General features: G+C 39.0%; 17 protein-coding genes. 4 read left to right on the forward strand and 13 right to left on the reverse strand.

All coding sequences use genetic code 11. The features are described 5' to 3' along the window. Positions 1-83: 83 nt before the first annotated feature. From ANA_RS20685 to lysA, 3 genes are all read right to left on the reverse strand, one after another. Positions 84-833, reverse strand: a complete 750-nt coding sequence (locus ANA_RS20685) for an isoprenyl transferase (protein ID WP_015083370.1) — start codon at positions 831-833, stop codon at positions 84-86. Continuing rightward, a complete protein-coding gene (cdaA, locus tag ANA_RS20690) occupies positions 830-1,783 on the reverse strand; it encodes a diadenylate cyclase CdaA (protein ID WP_015083371.1) in 954 nt (317 codons plus the stop codon). Before cdaA ends, ANA_RS20685 begins: the two co-directional genes overlap by 4 nt. Before the next feature lie 503 nt (positions 1,784-2,286). Beyond that, positions 2,287-3,699 carry a diaminopimelate decarboxylase gene (lysA, locus tag ANA_RS20695; RefSeq protein ID WP_015083372.1) on the reverse strand — a complete coding sequence of 471 codons (1,413 nt, stop codon included), beginning with the start codon at positions 3,697-3,699 and terminating at the stop codon, positions 2,287-2,289. Positions 3,700-3,824: 125 nt separating this feature from the next. On the opposite strand from lysA, the gene rimI reads away from it, so the two are divergent. Next, complete coding sequence (rimI, locus tag ANA_RS20700) at positions 3,825-4,319, forward strand: ribosomal protein S18-alanine N-acetyltransferase (protein WP_015083373.1); 495 nt, start codon at positions 3,825-3,827, stop codon at positions 4,317-4,319. Positions 4,320-4,413: 94 nt separating this feature from the next. Here rimI and ANA_RS20705 read toward each other — a convergent pair whose 3' ends face one another. The 4 genes from ANA_RS20705 to petB form a co-directional block, all read right to left on the reverse strand. Continuing rightward, entirely contained in the window at positions 4,414-4,782 is a 369-nt protein-coding gene (locus ANA_RS20705) for a hypothetical protein (RefSeq protein ID WP_015083374.1), read from the reverse strand. 292 nt (positions 4,783-5,074) lie between these two features. Further along, positions 5,075-5,518, reverse strand: coding sequence for an ATP-binding protein (locus ANA_RS20710; RefSeq protein WP_015083375.1), 444 nt, complete (start codon positions 5,516-5,518; stop codon positions 5,075-5,077). Positions 5,519-5,857: 339 nt separating this feature from the next. Further along, a complete protein-coding gene (gene petD, locus ANA_RS20715; RefSeq protein ID WP_015083376.1) occupies positions 5,858-6,340 on the reverse strand; it encodes a cytochrome b6-f complex subunit IV in 483 nt (160 codons plus the stop codon). A 182-nt stretch (positions 6,341-6,522) separates the two neighbouring features. Further along, positions 6,523-7,170: a cytochrome b6 gene (gene petB / locus ANA_RS20720; protein WP_015083377.1), complete on the reverse strand. Its 648-nt coding sequence runs from the start codon at positions 7,168-7,170 to the stop codon at positions 6,523-6,525. Between the two features lie 393 nt (positions 7,171-7,563). Between petB and ctpA the strand changes: the two genes are divergently transcribed. After that, on the forward strand, positions 7,564-8,811 hold the full coding sequence (gene ctpA / locus ANA_RS20725) for a carboxyl-terminal processing protease CtpA (RefSeq protein ID WP_015083378.1): 1,248 nt from the start codon (positions 7,564-7,566) through the stop codon (positions 8,809-8,811). A gap of 145 nt (positions 8,812-8,956) precedes the next feature. Next, on the forward strand, positions 8,957-9,094 hold the full coding sequence (locus ANA_RS27910; RefSeq protein ID WP_235082067.1) for a hypothetical protein: 138 nt from the start codon (positions 8,957-8,959) through the stop codon (positions 9,092-9,094). Here ANA_RS27910 and ANA_RS20730 read toward each other — a convergent pair. After that, positions 9,047-9,799, reverse strand: coding sequence for a hypothetical protein (locus tag ANA_RS20730; RefSeq protein ID WP_015083379.1), 753 nt, complete (start codon positions 9,797-9,799; stop codon positions 9,047-9,049). The two genes, ANA_RS27910 and ANA_RS20730, sit on opposite strands and share 48 nt — an antisense overlap. 164 nt (positions 9,800-9,963) lie before the next feature. On the opposite strand from ANA_RS20730, the gene ANA_RS20735 reads away from it, so the two are divergent. Continuing rightward, positions 9,964-11,448: a site-2 protease family protein gene (locus tag ANA_RS20735; RefSeq protein WP_015083380.1), complete on the forward strand. Its 1,485-nt coding sequence runs from the start codon at positions 9,964-9,966 to the stop codon at positions 11,446-11,448. A gap of 85 nt (positions 11,449-11,533) precedes the next feature. Here ANA_RS20735 and ANA_RS20740 read toward each other — a convergent pair whose 3' ends face one another. The 5 genes from ANA_RS20740 to lpxB all read right to left on the reverse strand — a co-directional run bounded on the left by ANA_RS20740 (position 11,534) and on the right by lpxB (position 16,260). After that, positions 11,534-12,109 carry a phycobiliprotein lyase gene (locus ANA_RS20740; protein ID WP_015083381.1) on the reverse strand — a complete coding sequence of 192 codons (576 nt, stop codon included), beginning with the start codon at positions 12,107-12,109 and terminating at the stop codon, positions 11,534-11,536. 270 nt (positions 12,110-12,379) lie between these two features. Further along, positions 12,380-13,126: a hypothetical protein gene (locus ANA_RS20745; RefSeq protein WP_235082071.1), complete on the reverse strand. Its 747-nt coding sequence runs from the start codon at positions 13,124-13,126 to the stop codon at positions 12,380-12,382. A gap of 14 nt (positions 13,127-13,140) precedes the next feature. Next, complete coding sequence (locus ANA_RS20750) at positions 13,141-13,587, reverse strand: deaminase domain-containing protein (RefSeq protein ID WP_015083383.1); 447 nt, start codon at positions 13,585-13,587, stop codon at positions 13,141-13,143. A 255-nt stretch (positions 13,588-13,842) separates the two neighbouring features. Then, positions 13,843-15,090, reverse strand: a complete 1,248-nt coding sequence (locus tag ANA_RS20755; protein WP_015083385.1) for a DNA cytosine methyltransferase — start codon at positions 15,088-15,090, stop codon at positions 13,843-13,845. Between the two features lie 12 nt (positions 15,091-15,102). Beyond that, complete coding sequence (lpxB, locus tag ANA_RS20760) at positions 15,103-16,260, reverse strand: lipid-A-disaccharide synthase (RefSeq protein ID WP_015083386.1); 1,158 nt, start codon at positions 16,258-16,260, stop codon at positions 15,103-15,105. Between the last annotated feature and the right edge of the window lie 202 nt (positions 16,261-16,462).

The raw sequence follows: 16,462 nt of genomic DNA on the forward strand, positions 1-16,462 counted from the left end.
TTGGGATTTGGGATTTGGGATTTGGGATTTGGGATTTGGGATTTAAAAGTTTAAATTTGGCACCAATCTAAAATCCAAAATTGTCAGACTTTCCCAAAACGGCGTTCTCGTTGTTGATAAGCAGATAAAGCGCGATGAAATTCATGACGGTTAAAATCCGGCCAGAGAGTATCAGAAATATAAATTTCACTATAAGCCATTTGCCAAAGTAAGAAATTCGATAATCGCATTTCTCCACTGGTGCGAATTAATAAATCTGGATCTGCTATTCCAGCCGTATATAAATGAGCTTCAAATACTTCTTCAGATATATCTTCAGGCTGTAGTAAATCTTCTTTAACCTTTTGAGCGATCGCCCGACAAGCTTGTAAAATCTCCTGTCTACCCCCATAATTAGTCGCTATTGTAAACCGAATACTGCGATTATCCTTAGTTTGATCCATAGAATGGGAAATCTCAGCCTGAAGAGCCTGTGGTAAAGCCGATAAATTACCCACAAACTGAATTTGCACATTTTCCTCCACCATTTCCCGCAGTTCTTGGCGTAAAACGCGCTGAAATAGATTCATCAAAAATTCTACCTCCTCCTCTGGTCTTTGCCAATTCTCCGTTGAAAAAGCATAGGCAGTTAGAGCTTTAATTCCCCAGTCTTTGCAACAGTGCAGTAAATCCTTGAGAACATTTACACCGGCTTTATGACCCATCATCCGGGGTAGACCGCGACTTTTTGCCCATCGGCCATTACCATCCATAATTACCGCGACGTGCTGAGGGAGTAATTCTTGTTTTAAATCAAGAGGTAAATATTGCAATTCAGTTTGTTGTGTTTTCATTTTTTATCTTGAGAAGCGGTCGTACCCCTACGGGTAGCGTGTCGAAGACAAGGTAGCCTAAGTAACCGGGACATTAATTTTAGTGATTGATCACCAAGTTGACGAACTAAACTGAAAAGACCAGGTGCATGAGCTTCCCGATCTACAGTGGGAGAGAATCGAGTCTCTAAAGACTCTTTGAGCTTTTTAATAGTTAGTGGTCTATATAGAGTTCCCTTTTCCGCTAAGGAAATAGAACCCGTTTCTTCTGATACAACAACACAAATACAATTTTCGACCCTTTCAGTAATTCCCATTGCCGCCCGATGGCGTGTTCCCAACTGCCGCGACGCTGTGCGTCCTGAAAGTGGTAAAATTATACCAGATGATACAATGCGCGAACCACGAATTAACGTTGCTCCATCATGTAACAAAGTTTTCGGTTGAAAAATAGTTTGGATCAGTTCTTTAGAAACTTCAGCATTTAGCTTCACTCCTGGAACGGAGAAATCTTGTTCTTCAATGGGTCCTGTAGTTTCTAAAATTAGTAAAGCGCCAATCCGATTTTTTGATAACTCTTTAATTGCATCAACAATTTCATCAATTACACTATCCGACTTAGGAATTGCTCTAGCGTTATTCCGAAATAACTGCCAAAATTCACCACGTCCCAATTGTTCTAAAAAACGGCGAAATTCTGATTGCAGTGCTACAGCCATAGCCACAGCACAGCCAATCACCAATTTTTCCAGGACAAAATTTAGGAGGGGTAATCCCAATTTGCCACTGAGTGCCGAGCAGAGCATTAAGACTATAAACCCTCGCACCATCCATAAAGTGCGCCGTTCACTAATAATAACCAGGATCATGTATGTCAGTGCCAGCACTAACATTATATCCAGAGTCCCAAGGAACAAGGACTGTGACCTATCTCCCAGGTTTATCAGCCATTGCTTCCACCAATCTCTCATAAAACCTCGCCGTATGCAGGAAACTCAGAGTCTTCAGACCTGAGAGGGAAGCGACACGAGCGATTAAAGTCGCCGTGACATTTGTGGTAAAATTAAATTGCGAGTAAGAATTATTGTCTACGTATTGAAGCATCCTAGTACGGAGAAATCCCGGCTCCTGTGAAACAACGGTTAGATTTTCTAACGGCAGTATGACGAGAAAGAGCAAGCAATGGCAGGTTGACTGAGCGTACCGTGCCACAGGCTTAGTGACAGATTCCGATAGCGCAGCGTGGCTTTAGCCATAGCATTTTGAACAAAAGTAAGCGCAATTTCAACACCTTAGTTGGTAGTTGTTTTGAGCGTTTAGTCGGCGTTTGACGGTCGCAGCGAGAGTTTTACTCTGTCCGCAGAATCTCAGTGGCTGAAGCCATGAGAGTGTCAAGACATCTGGATTCTTATAGTCAGTTGTCAGTTGTCAATTGTGATTTTTTAACCACTGACCACTGACCACTGACTACTGACTATTTCAGTCTTTCCGGTAGGCAATCTTGTCGAATCAAATCTTGATAAGTTTCGCGCTGCAAAATTAAATTTGCTTCACCATTTGCCACTACAACTGCTGCCGGTCGGGGGAGACGATTGTAATTAGATGCCATACTGTAATTGTACGCACCAGTTCCCATAACTACGAGAATATCATTTGCTTCAGTTTTTGGTAGTTGGGCATTTTTAATCAGAATATCCCCTGATTCGCAGTGTTTACCAGCTAATGTGACGGTTTCAGTGCAGGGGGTAGATATTTTATTAGCAACTACTACCCGATAAACTGATTGGTAGGTGATAGGGCGGGGATTATCGGACATTCCGCCATCAATCGCTACGTAGGTGCGAATTTCGGGAATAACCTTCGTAGCACCAACAGTATAAGCCGTGACGCAAGATGTGGCTATGAGCGATCGCCCTGGTTCACAGAGTAATTTTGGTAAAGGCAGATTTTCCGAGATACAAGCAGTTTGTACAACCTCACAAATTGCCTTAGACCATTCCACAATGCTTGGTGGATCATCAGATTCTGTATATCTAATCCCTAAACCACCACCAACATTTAATTCTCTCACCTTTAATCCATGTTTAGCCGCATCTCTTAACCACTGCACCATCACAGCAGCTAAATCTCTATGTGGTTGACGTTCAAAAATTTGTGAACCAATATGAGCGTGTAACCCCACACAGTTTAAACTGGGCTGCTTACTTACAAAAGCAAATACTTCTTGTAAATCATGGGGATCAAAACCAAATTTACTATCTAAGTGTCCAGTACGAATATATTCGTGGGTATGGCATTCTATCCCAGGAGTTAAGCGTAGCATAATCCGAATGGGCGAAAGATCAGAATTTTCTGTGTTCTCCCCTGCTATCTTCACCAGCAGATCTAATTCATGCCAGTTATCCGCTACAATAGTACATCCAGACTGAATCGCTAAAACTAACTCATCATGAGATTTGTTATTTCCATGTAAGTAAATCTTATCAGGACTCATACCCGCATTCAGCGCAGTATAAAGTTCGCCACCGGATACTACATCAATTCCTAACCCTTCTGAGGCAACAATGGCACAAACAGCTAAACAATTCCATGCCTTAGAAGCATAAAGTACCTGAGATTCTCCCTTGTAATATTCCTTAAAGGTATCTCGATATTGCCTACAAGCTGTCCGCAGGGTTTCCTCATCTAAAATATATAAAGGTGAAGCAAACTGTTCAACTAGGGTTGTGACATCACACCCACCGATTTCCAGATGATCATGATCATTAACTCTCGCTGTCAAAGGTAAGAGTTGTTGGTTAGGAGAAATATCAGCACTGTCACCAGTTGTTGACTGTAAATATTGACGGCCAGAAAGTTGAACTTCGACGGGGTAAGTCGATACCATAACTAATAAGAGTTGTCTTTGTGAAAAATCAGGCCATGAGTATATGTCCTGATTTCCAGTTTAACCTCTCATTGGTAATGGATAATTGGTAATTGGTAATTAACCTTCCTCAATCCTCAAAAATTGTGATTTCATCCGACTTAAAAATTCAATCTTTAACCACAGATAATTTAACTGAACTATTAGAACTAGATAAGGCTTGTTTTGATGGTTTATGGACTATGGAAGGCTACCTGCGGGAGTTAGAAAGTCCTAATAGTCATTTTTTGGGTTTATTTTCCCCTTTTAATCATTCTGAACTCTTGGGAATGGGGTGCTTTTGGTCAATTCTAGAAGAAGCACACATTACAATTTTGGCAGTTCATCCCCAATATCATGGTCAAGGGCTAGGAAAAGCCTTATTATATTCCCTTCTGCAAACTGCGGCTGATCTTGGTTTGGAAAGAGCTACCCTCGAAGTCCGCGATTCTAACTACGTTGCTATTTCTTTGTATCAAAAGTTTGGTTTCAAAACTGCGGGAAAACGACGGGGTTATTACAAAGATAACAATGAGGATGCCTTGATTCTTTGGCTTTCTGAACTACAACAACCACATTTTTTCAAAAATCTAGATAAATAGGCAATAGACAAGTCTAATAAATTCACCCTTCTAGATTCCAACGAACAACTAACAACGAACAACTGACAACGAACAACTGACAACTAACAACTGACTAATCTTCCAGTGATTGGGCTTGAACTTCAACCGCTGTCACATCAATTGTTCCTTCTGGTGTGAAGCGTTGGAATTGAAAGTTTTTAACTAATAGTTGTTCACCGCAGTTAACACATTGTACTTGGCTGTTATTTACCCCTGTTAATTCATATCCACATACGGGACACTGGTTAGTAACTAGATTTTTTGCTAACCACCAACGAAACCCCAAGAATGCTACCACAGGTAAAAAAAACAATAACCCCAAAATAATTACTAAAGAATTAACTAACCAGCCTAATCCCAATGATGCTAATAGCCAGGCGATTGCTAACAGGGTCAACCAAGGGCGGATCTTTTCAAAATTGAATTGCAAGTTTTTGGTCATGTCTCTTTCTTTGTGCTATTGACTCTAGGATAGCGAGTTTAGTCCTGGGTTATCCCCCAGTAATACAGGTATTTCATCAGCCATTGCCTCTAAATATACAATCCTCAAGTTTGCTTGCGAGGTTATTATGCAAAAATCAGCTAGACGATCATGAAATATTAATTCTTCTTTAAATATTATTTTTGATGCGGAAGAAAATTGCTTTCGTTGCGTCTGATCACCAGAAATATCAGACAATAACCCCAAACTGTCATCATTTTGACTTTTAACTTCCGCTTTGCGGTGCTAGTTCTTAATGTTGTCCTTCTAAACAATATTTAACAATTAACAGGCAATTTCTAGTATCTGAATCACGTTCATAGACTACTTTATCTGCCAAACGGCGGAGTAAAAACCACCCATATCCACCTACTTGCAGAGTCCCAGGTTCTGGCTCGGTGATCACGTCAGGATTAAATGGTTTTCCATAATCCCAAATTCTTATTTCCAGTTTATCAATCCATAAACTGACTTGAATTTCTATAGTTGTTTCCGGTGGTAAAGCATGATGAGCATGACGAACTGCGTTGGTAAAGCCTTCTGCTAATGCTAGGTTAAGACAATAAACTTGGGTATCTGACCAGCCATATTTAGGTAAATATCGCTCACAGAATTCTTCAAACCATTGTTGTACTTGGATCAAGAGTTTAAGATCGCTCTTTACCGTTTGATGGTCTTGCTGCACTATGCTAAGCATTGACCGTGACTTGGATAGAAAGTAATTGAAAAGTATTTGCGTTTTTTTGTGATTGATAATTTCACATTTAGGAATTTAGTTAACGTCTGTTGATCTTCAAAAGCATATCTCTTTTGAAATATCAGTAACAAGTAGACCATAAAAGATTTACGGCTAGTACCGCAGGGCGGAATTAAAAATTAACAATTAAAAATTAAAAAGCAGATGGTATAAGCTTTTCAGGGATTTTTAATGGTTGCTTAACTTACGCCGTATTGTACTAGTTGTTTGTCAGATATTATCCCGTATATGCTCTTGAAAATTACAGACGTTACTGGATTTAGTTTTGACTGAACTATCTTAGAACAATCCTAAAGTTAAGGATTTGTCTAATGGGAGTGCAGCACCAATACCTAGCCACAGGGTAACAAGAGTCCCAAAAAGAAATACTGTTGTTGCTACAGGGCGACGGAAGGGGTTTTGAAACTTATTCACGTTTTCCAAGAAAGGAACGAGAATTAGTCCCAAGGGGACAGCAGCCATTGCTAATACACCTAATAGTTTACTAGGTAATGAGCGGAGAATCTGGAATACAGGATATAAGTACCACTCTGGCAAAATTTCCAAAGGAGTAGCGAAAGGATTGGCTGGTTCACCGATCATCGCGGGATCTAGAGTTGCTAGAGCCACAATACAGGCGAAAGAACCCATAATGACGACTGGGAATATATAGAGCAAATCGTTGGGCCAAGCAGGTTCACCATAGTAATTGTGACCCATGCCTTGGGCAAGTTTAGCTCTCAATTTGGGATCGCTCAGATCCGGTTTTTTTTGCGTTGACATTTTTAAATTCGCTCTCCGACTGAAGTGAAGTTAAAGAATTGGTGAAAGCTATCAACAATACAACTAGCTCAAGTTTCCGATGGTAGTTTATGTCTACAACTTACAAGTTATTTTCTCTTTAGTTTAAAACAAACTACGATGATCTGGAAACACAAGTTTTGCCTATTTGCTAATAACTTTGATTACAAAGGTCCAGAAATACCTTGTTTGCGAATCATCAAGAAGTGGAACAACATGAAGACGGCAATTAACCAAGGAAGAACGAAGGTGTGAGCGCTATAGTAGCGGGTAAGTGTAGCTTGACCAACACTAGAACCACCACGGAGTAAATCGGAGATGAGAACGCCGACTACGGGAATGGCTTCTGGTACACCACTAACAATTTTTACAGCCCAGTAACCAACTTGATCCCAAGGCAGAGAGTAGCCTGTTACACCGAAGGAAACGGTGATAACTGCGAGGATAACACCACTGATCCAGGTTAATTCGCGGGGCTTTTTGAAGCCACCGGTTAGATAAACACGGAAGGTGTGGAGAATCATCATTAATACCATCATGCTGGCTGACCAGCGGTGAATGGAGCGAATTAACCAACCAAAGTTGACTTCATTCATGATGTACTCGACAGAGGAGAAAGCTTCAGCAACTGTAGGTTTGTAGTAGAATGTCATCGCAAATCCAGTGGCGAACTGAATCAGGAAGCATACTAGGGTAATTCCACCTAAACAGTAGAAGATGTTAACGTGGGGAGGTACGTATTTGGTGGTGATATCATCAGCAATTTCTTGGAGATCCAAGCGTTCCTCAAACCAGTCATAAACGTTGGCCATACAATCCTAAGTTCCTAAAAATAGATTGCGGTTGATAAGTTTTGTGATGCGAAGCTTAGTCATGAGTGACTATTCAACTAACCTCAGTTAGAGGGTTCGCTTCTCGCTTCATCCAAGAGAATGGGCTTCTATTGGTCTACGAGCGTAAATTCGGGTGTAACTCACCCTATTTTTGAGAAATCCCCCTGTCTCTCGTCTTTGCCAGCCAACGCTAACTATGTTGACTCCAAAGAAGATTTTATCGTTGATCAGGAAGAATGGACATCTCACAAATTTGGACTAGCAAGTTTATGAGAAGAATGCACTTCTTCTATAAAAAAAGTAACATAGTCGAGAGATAGATTTCATCAGCAACTGATCATTACAGAAAGTTTTAGGGAATTTGAGTCTGAGATGGCACTGAAATTAGGGTTCATTCACAAACGGTTTTGGCGGCTAGGATGTTTACTACTATTGCTTTTTGGTTTGGTGTTGGCAGGATATGTTCCTCCGGCTTCAGCTTTGACCCCAGAACAGAAGCTAGTTTATGAAGTGTGGCGAATTGTTAATCGCTCTTATTTAGATGGGACTTTTAACCATCAAAGCTGGCTTGATGTGCGACAAAAGGCGTTAAAAGGCAACTTCGCCAACCATGAAGCAGCTTATTCTACTATTCAGTCTATGCTGAAGAGCCTGGATGATCCTTTTACCCGGTTTCTTGAGCCTGAGAAGTATCGCAGTTTGCAAGTTAGCACTGCTGGAGAATTAACTGGGGTGGGTTTACAAATTACTCTCAATCCACGTGGTGGTTTGGAGGTAATTACACCTATTGAAGATTCTCCAGCCGACAAAGCGGATTTAAAACCACGCGATCGCATTTTGAAGATTGAGGGTTTATCTACAGAGAATTTGACTCTTGATGAGGCTGCGGCACGAATGCGTGGATCAAGGGGCAGCGTTATTACGCTTTTAATTGGCAGGGAAGGAGAAAAGGACCGGGAAGTTATCTTGGTGCGCGATCGCATTGCTCTTAATCCTGTTGTCTCTGACTTACGATTATCCCCGGAAGGAACCAAGATTGGTTATTTGTCCCTGAGTCAATTTAGTGCCAATGCCGTTACTGACTTGGCACACGCTATTTCTATTCTAGAAAAAAAAGGCGCGTCTGCCTATATTCTTGATTTAAGAAATAATCCGGGTGGACTCTTACAAGCGGGAATTGAAATTGCTCGTTTATGGTTAGACTCTGGCACAATCGTTTACACTGTCAACCGTCAAGGCATTCAGGGAACTTATGAAGCCTTTGGTCCAGCCTTAACCACAGATCCTTTAGTAATTATCGTTAATCAAGGAACTGCCAGCGCCAGCGAAATCCTCGCAGGTGCTTTACAAGATAATCATCGCGCCCAGTTAGTCGGGGAAACGACTTTTGGGAAGGGCTTAATTCAATCTTTGTTTGAATTATCGGACGGTTCTGGTTTGGCGGTGACAATTGCTAAATATGAAACTCCTAACCATCGAGATATTAATAAGTTGGGAATTAAGCCAGATCAAATTATTCCCCAACCATCACTTAACCGGGAACAAATCGGCACAAAGGCAGATGTTCAATATCAAGCGGCTATCGAACTTTTGAGTAAAAAATTGGTAATGGGTCATTAGTTAGTTGTCAGTTGTTAGTAGGGGCGAAGCATTTGGAAGATAAATTATCGGTCATTGCCAAAAATAGTTCTCCAAATGCTTCGCCCGTACAGTGCGAAGCATTTGGAAGATAAATTATCGGTCATTGCCAAAAATAGTTCTCCAAATGCTTCGCCCGTACAGTGCGAAGCATTTGGAAGATAAATTATCGGTCATTGCCAAAAATAGTTCTCCAAATGCTTCGCCCGTACAGTTGTCAGTGGTCAGTGGGAAGAATTTCCTTCCCTGTTCCCTGTTCCCGTAAAGTTACTAAATTCAAGTTCTTAATTTTTTGGTATGCTTGGTCTATACAGGGTTTACCCCTGAGATAACCTGTATTAGCTCCGGGGCATAAATAAGTTAAAGTTTGTGGTGTGAAGCGATCGCTTAATAATTTAACACTTTTGAGTTGTCGTGGCCAATGGAAAGTTTTAGAAGTGCGTAGTGGCACAAGTTCGCCGTGCTGGTTAGGAAGTAAATGCCGTCCAGAAAATAACACGCCGTCAAATTCACGATAGTATAGACAAGAAGAGCCTGGAGAATGGCCTGGTGTCCAAATTATTTGCGTTGTGGCATTAAGAGTGAACTCATCAGTAAAAGTGGTGACAGTTGAACCAGGCAATAAATAGGCTTCTTGTTCTTGGATGAGAATTTCGCAATTTAAGATTTGCTGATATTCTGCGGCTTTACCAATAGCACCACGATGACTGATAAAAAACCACTTGACTCCCCCATGCAAGGACAAAAAATCCTGGTTTATCTGTTCTAAAGCTGGGCAATCTATGAGAATATTCCCTGCATTTGTAATAATGAAGTAAGATGTTGCTCCTAAAGTGTCCCGATTAGGTGGAAAAGCAAAAATACTGTTGGGTGTGAAAATTAGAGGATTTTCCGCCTTTGATGGGCTTTTTAGGGATATAGAGCGTGGTTGTTTAGTCTGATGACTGGACTGCTGAGGAAAAGAAGACATAAATGAAAAAACCCAAATTCGGAAGTGGTGAACAATCAGGTTACAGTGTATTTACCATGACTGTTAACTGTGATTAAAAAATTAAGGCGTGCAGTCTTATTTGTCATCAAAATCTGTAACAGAAATTACAGGTAAGGCATTCTATCAAATATAGTGAAGATAATATGGCATTTTGGTTTCTCCTCGTTTTCGTTTTGGGGTCATTGACTTATTTAATGATGCAGCACAGTGTTGCACGGGCTACAAGAACCCCTATATGGTTATTGTGGTTGGTTTTAATGACACCGGCATTTGTATTGACTGGTTGGACGCTGGTACATGGGATCAAACAAGCTCCCCCATCAGCATTAATTCTCTGGATATCAGGGGGTTGTTTATTATTATATTGGCTATTGTTTAATAGGGGTCGGCAATTACCCGTAGATCCACAAAATCAATCTCCAGAAAATCAGGGACAAGCAAGTAATAATTCTCCTCAAGAAACAGTACCAGTCCGTCCCATTGATTTAGCAGAAGAAAGTCAACTACGAAATTGTTTTCCCTGGTCTGTATATTATGTGCAAAATATTGAGTATCGTCCCCAAGCCGTAATTTGTCGGGGACAGTTGCGAACTATGGCTAGTGAGGCTTATGAGCAAGTTAAAGCTAATATTGAAGGACAATTTGGCGATCGCTTTCTCATCATATTTCAAGAAGGAATAAATGGTAAACCCTTCTTTGTTTTAGTTCCAAATCCTCAAGTAGTTAGACAAAATAACCACCGCGATTCCGAAAAAATTACTCGACCAGGGTTAGCATTACTATTATTAGTAGCAACTTTATTTAGCACTACCTTTGTCGGATTGAGAATTGCAGGTTTTCAAGTCAATTCGCTAGAATCTTATTTGACATTATTTTTTAACGGTGTACCTTATGCTTTAGGGTTAATAACTATTTTAGGAACTCATGAACTAGGTCATTACTTAACAGCAAGATTCTATAAAATTCGCTCCACATTGCCTTATTTTATTCCTATACCTTATTTCTTAGGAACATTTGGTGCTTTTATTAAAATGGGGAGTCCTGTCCCTCACCGCAAAGCTTTATTTGATGTCAGTATTGCTGGACCATTGGCAGGATTTATGATGACTATACCTTTATTGATTTGGGGTTTAGCTCATTCGGAAATAGTAGCGTTACCGGAAAAAACCGGAATGTTAAACCCCAATGCACTTAATCCTCAATATTCGATTTTATTAGCTTTACTCTCAAAATTAGCCTTGGGAAGTGAATTAACCGCAAAATCTGCCATTGATTTACATCCAGTTGCAGTTGCAGGTTTCTTAGGATTAATTGTCACTGCATTGAATTTGATGCCCGTGGGACAACTAGATGGTGGTCACATTGTTCATGCTATGTTTGGACAACGGACTGCTGTTTTCATTGGTCAAATTGCTAGATTATTATTATTAATGCTTTCGTTTATTAGAGAAGAATTTTTATTGTGGGCAATTATTTTATTATTCGTTCCCTTAATTGATGAACCTGCTTTAAATGATGTCACAGAATTAGATAATAAACGAGATTTTATGGGATTAATGTCAATGGCTTTATTGTTATTGATTATTTTACCATTACCCCAATTCTTAGCTCGTTTATTGCAGATTTAGGACAAATTTAACTATGAACGTGATATAGAGGCAGGTAATAGTTGTCAATTATCAATTACCAGCCTCAATATTGTAGTTTAAGGTTTTAATTTGTGGGTGCGTTAATTGAATTAGCGGCTTCCGTAGCCTTTTTAGAAGCATCCGTGCTACCCATGCGGATTTCAGAAGTGAAGGAAGCCATACTAAAGCCACCAAACCGCTTCAAAACACTTACTCGCATCCGCAAGTTAGGACTGGCAAACCATAGCCTTTCTTCAGACCACATGGTTTCATACTCAGTAATCAGAGTTAAAGCCCCATCATCACCGATTTTATAGCTACCAGCAACGGGAGCTTTTTCGGCATAACCCATTTCTCGGAGTAATTTACCTTCATCTGGGTTATCCGCATTCGGGACTGTGGCTAAAACGGTCGAACCCTGGTGTTTTTCTTCGTCCCATTCCATTGTGCCATTCCAGGTAACTCGCGCCCCACAGGAAGCTGTATGAGCCGCAATTTCATACTGTTCACACAGTTTAATTACTTCTGGATGATCAGCGGCTAACATCTCAATCACGATGTCTGATTTGCCGTCTTCTGACTGCTTAAAAGCTAAATGGTGACTAGTGCGATGAGAAAACCACTTTCCAGCACTTAATTCAAAAAATTCTTCAATGTTCATAAATAAAGTTATTCTGCATCATAATTTTAACAATCTCTTGACTCCAATTTACTTCTTCATTATGTATAATTCCTATAATTTTGTAAATCGGTTTCAGAAATTTGATCGGCTGGAACAAACTTGTAATGTTTCTCCTGCACGATTCTTACTTCACCTTCATATATTGTCAGTTCAAACATAGCAATAAGCTTTTCTCAAAAATCATCAGTTGAAAATATTTAACCAAGATTTATTTTAAATATGGAAATTGTTTGGGGATAGATATTAATATTATTTATCAGAAGCCAAAAATCTTAACAACAAATCTTGTTTTTCCAAATTTGTATTTCCTTGAGACTGATTATTCCCGACTACTTTAAAAAAATAGTCCCGTATTTTAGTAATATGTTGAGTCATTTTACCAACTCCCTTTAAAGTATGAATACTTTTAGGTAAACGTCCACAAAAAACAGAGGGAACAACATCTAATAACCACCAATCAAAAAGTTCCCGTCTACCTTGCGAACCTGGAAAAATAGCATAACCCTGGAAGCAATCATCTAATATATTTAATATGGCTTCTCTTTTCACAGACTCCAGCACTTGCGGTATATTGTCAAAAACATCAACAGCTTCATCAAGAGCTTGATATTGTCCCAAAGTATTTTGATAATTCTGAAATGAAACGTTTAAATTTGGCTGATAATTATCTTGATAATATATCCAATTCTGAAAAAGATACTGAAATATATTACCAGTTATTGTCTCACGAGGTAAATAAGTTTTAATAGTTGGTTGCACAGCAATTCCCATAACTATAGCCATAAAAAAATAGCAATAACTTATATCTAAACTATTTTTTTCTTTTTCTATTGCATCAAATACTGTGATTAAAGAATCTTCTAAACTTATTCCCTGAATGTCTTTTTCTTCATATAATTCTGCATAAGAATATCCCTGCATTTTCTCTATGACTAAACGTAAAGAATCAGGAATTTCAGCAGATAAAATGAGAGGAGACTTTTCAACTTCATGCAATATCAATGTCATAGTTAATTGCTACTCGGAGGATAAGGATATGTCCAGGAGATAGTTATTTTTATCTCAGGAAATCTTTGCTCAAATTGATTTATAACACCTTGACAACTCTCACAGGGTTTTCTTTCTGTGTAAAGATACAATTGCCCTCTAACGCGGTTATTATCCTTATTGTAGATAAATTCTAAAGTTTCTGCAATGGCTGACAAAACCTTATATTCCGCATCAGTATCCATAATACGTTCTGAGTGAGAATCTACAGCAGGTTCAAATTGTCCTCCCTTTGACTTAGGTTCTGGTTGAGGTGCTGGACTGTTGGCTCTAGATGTTGCACCCATTCCAAAAGCTTTACCATCTTCTAATCGTACCTCGATAATAGCAATATTACCCTTCGGAAATGATCTTCTAAGATATATCTCTCGGATATTAGCTGCATCTGAGATTAAATTTGGTTCTTCCATATTGGATTTATAATAATAATAATAATAATAAAATAATTAATGTAGCTACAATAAAATTGCTGTATTAGCTAAGAGGGTGTTTGAAAAGTTATGGTTGATGTATCAAATATTTTTTACCCCACCCTAACCCTCCCCTTGTAAAGGGGAGGGAACTGGATTTTTATTGTTTCCCCCCTTTACAAGGGGAAAGAGGGGTAGCAATGTGATGAAAATTACGGAATACCACTTTTCAAACATCCTCTAAATGCTAAATATTCATTTTTTCCTGGTTCTCGATTCTATCACATGATGATTGACTCCAAAATATTTTGCGGCTGCTGACATATCAAATGTTAATAAACTAATATCCCCTAAGTCTTTAACACCTTGAGGTCGAGAAGATTTGATATCTAAAACTTTAATAATTTCCTCTGCGACTGCTTGCGCTAAAAGCGGAGGAACAGAATTACCAATTTGTCGAAAACCATGCCATTTTGTCGGATGAAATCTAAACCAATCAGGATAGGAATGTAACCGCGCAGCTTCCCTGACAGTGATACATCTGGGGATAAAAGGATGGATGGGACGAGGAGAAGTAAATGCCCCTTTATTACTAGGTGTTCCGGCTCTTAACGTATTACATAAACCATCAGGATCAAGTTTATGAAAACGACTAATTGATTCAATTTTACCATGAGGTGTAGAAGCAAATCTTGACCTAGATTCAGGTGAATGTTTGCTTCTTAAACTTGATGTTAGTAAGGTCAGATCATATTGACGTTTATAGGCATAGTTATTTTTTGCAATTTCCAGATTATGCAGTTTTTTAGCATAGTTACTAGGGTTACTAAATTCAGTTAATATCCAATCTTGTTGATATAGTTCTGGATAGTTTTCTATTGCTGGTAAATCTTGTAATGCGTCCCAAACTGTGGGAGATGTTTGATTAGGGAATGTAATTTTTTCTGGATATTTCGGTAATTCTAAATCTTCACGCGCACCTAGTAAAAATAATCTTTCCCGATTTTGTGGTACTCCATAATTAGCTGCATTTAAAACTTGATAATTTGCATCAATTTGATAACCACTTTCAGTAAATTGATTAATGATTTCAGCAATAAATTCCTTGTGTTTTCCTACTGTCATTCCTTTGACATTTTCTAATACAAAAAACTTGGGTTGTAATTCTACAACCAATCTAATAAAATGGAAAACTAAAGAGTTTCTTGGATCATCAAAAGAGCGTTTTCCTATTAATGAGAAACCTTGACAGGGAGGACCACCAAAAACTACATCAATTTCTTGATTAGCAATTTGAGAACTATTCCTAATTTCCTTCCCTGTTGTCTCTTCTACACTTTTACAGATCACCGTCCAAAAGGGAAAGTTAAATTTATGGATTGCACAATGAATTGGATCTATTTCCACAGATGCCAGAATATCAAAACCAGCTTGTTCAAAGCCTAAAGTCATTCCTCCTGCACCTGCAAATAAGTCAACTGCAATTGGTCGGGTTTTTGCCATTTTAACTATTATCTACTTTTTCATTGCTAATATTTCTTTGGCAGTGCGATCGCATACTCCCAATTCTCCCAAACAATGGCGCATTTCTTGATAATCTAATAAAGTTTTTTGTCTTTTTTCAGGATTTAATAACAATTCCATGGCTGCTTCAACAATATTATCGGCTGTAGCTTGTTCCTGTAAAAATTCGGGAACAATTTCCCGCATGACAACTAAATTTACTGGAGAAGCAAAGGGAATTGAACCTTTAAGAATATGACGTACAATCCAAGCAGTAATGGGATGAAGACAATAAACTACAACTTGGGGGACATTTAATAATGCAAGTTCTAAATTGACAGTTCCCGATTTAGTAATTGCGAAATCAGCCGCAGCAAAAATATCCTTTTGTTGATCTGATACTAGTGTAGCTTTTAAACCGTAATCTTTAATTGCTGCTGTAATTGGTTGTCTAAATGTTTCCAAAGATAGAGGAATCCAAAAATGGACATTTGGTAATTTAGATTGGATATTTTGGGCAGCTTGAAAAATCATTGGTAAAAGATATTTTAATTCTTGATGACGGGAAGCTGGTAACAGGGCAATGGCGATTTCTGCCGGTTTAATTCCTAATTTCTCTCTGGCAATTTCTCGATTTGGTGCATTTGCCATTCTATCAATTAAAGGATGTCCTACCCAACAAACCTTTGCCCCATTTTGCCGATAATATCGCGCTTCTTCAGGGAAAATTGCTAATAGTTTATCTGTAAAACCAACAATGCGGTTGGTATTCTGAAAACTCATAGACCATACCCACTCTTGAGGAGCGATATAATAAGCCACAGGTACATCTGGCAAATTTTCCCTCATGAATGTACCAATTCCCAGATTTGGCCCCATATAGTCAATTAGGACTACTAAATCAGGGGGATTTTTCTTTAAGTAAGCGATCGCTTGGCGTTGTACCCTTAAAGTAGGGATAACATAAGGCAAAGACTCAATCAAACCCATTGAACCAATACCGCTAGTATCCCCCAAAATTTTCGCCCCAGCTTCCGCCATTTTCTCCCCACCCAAAGCGATAATTTCCAATATCAAACCCGCAGCAACAGCTTGACGTTGCAGTGCTGCAATTAACAGCGAACCCTGTAAATCTCCAGAAACTTCGCCAGTGCTAATAAATATCCGCATTTTAAAACTTTAGATTTGAGATTTTTACGCCCTTTCCCAGTTGAAAATTACCTATTTCTTCTTCTTTTCTTCTTCTTCTTTTTTTCCTTCGCTGCCTTCGCTTCTATCCCTTCGGGACGCTCCGCGAACGTGGTTCATTAAATCCATATTCATTAAATCCATATTCTGCCGACAAAAACAGAGCAACTGGTAAACTTTGAGG

The sequence above is a fragment of the Anabaena sp. 90 genome, from assembly GCF_000312705.1.
In the GTDB taxonomy this organism is placed as follows: domain Bacteria; phylum Cyanobacteriota; class Cyanobacteriia; order Cyanobacteriales; family Nostocaceae; genus Dolichospermum; species Dolichospermum lemmermannii.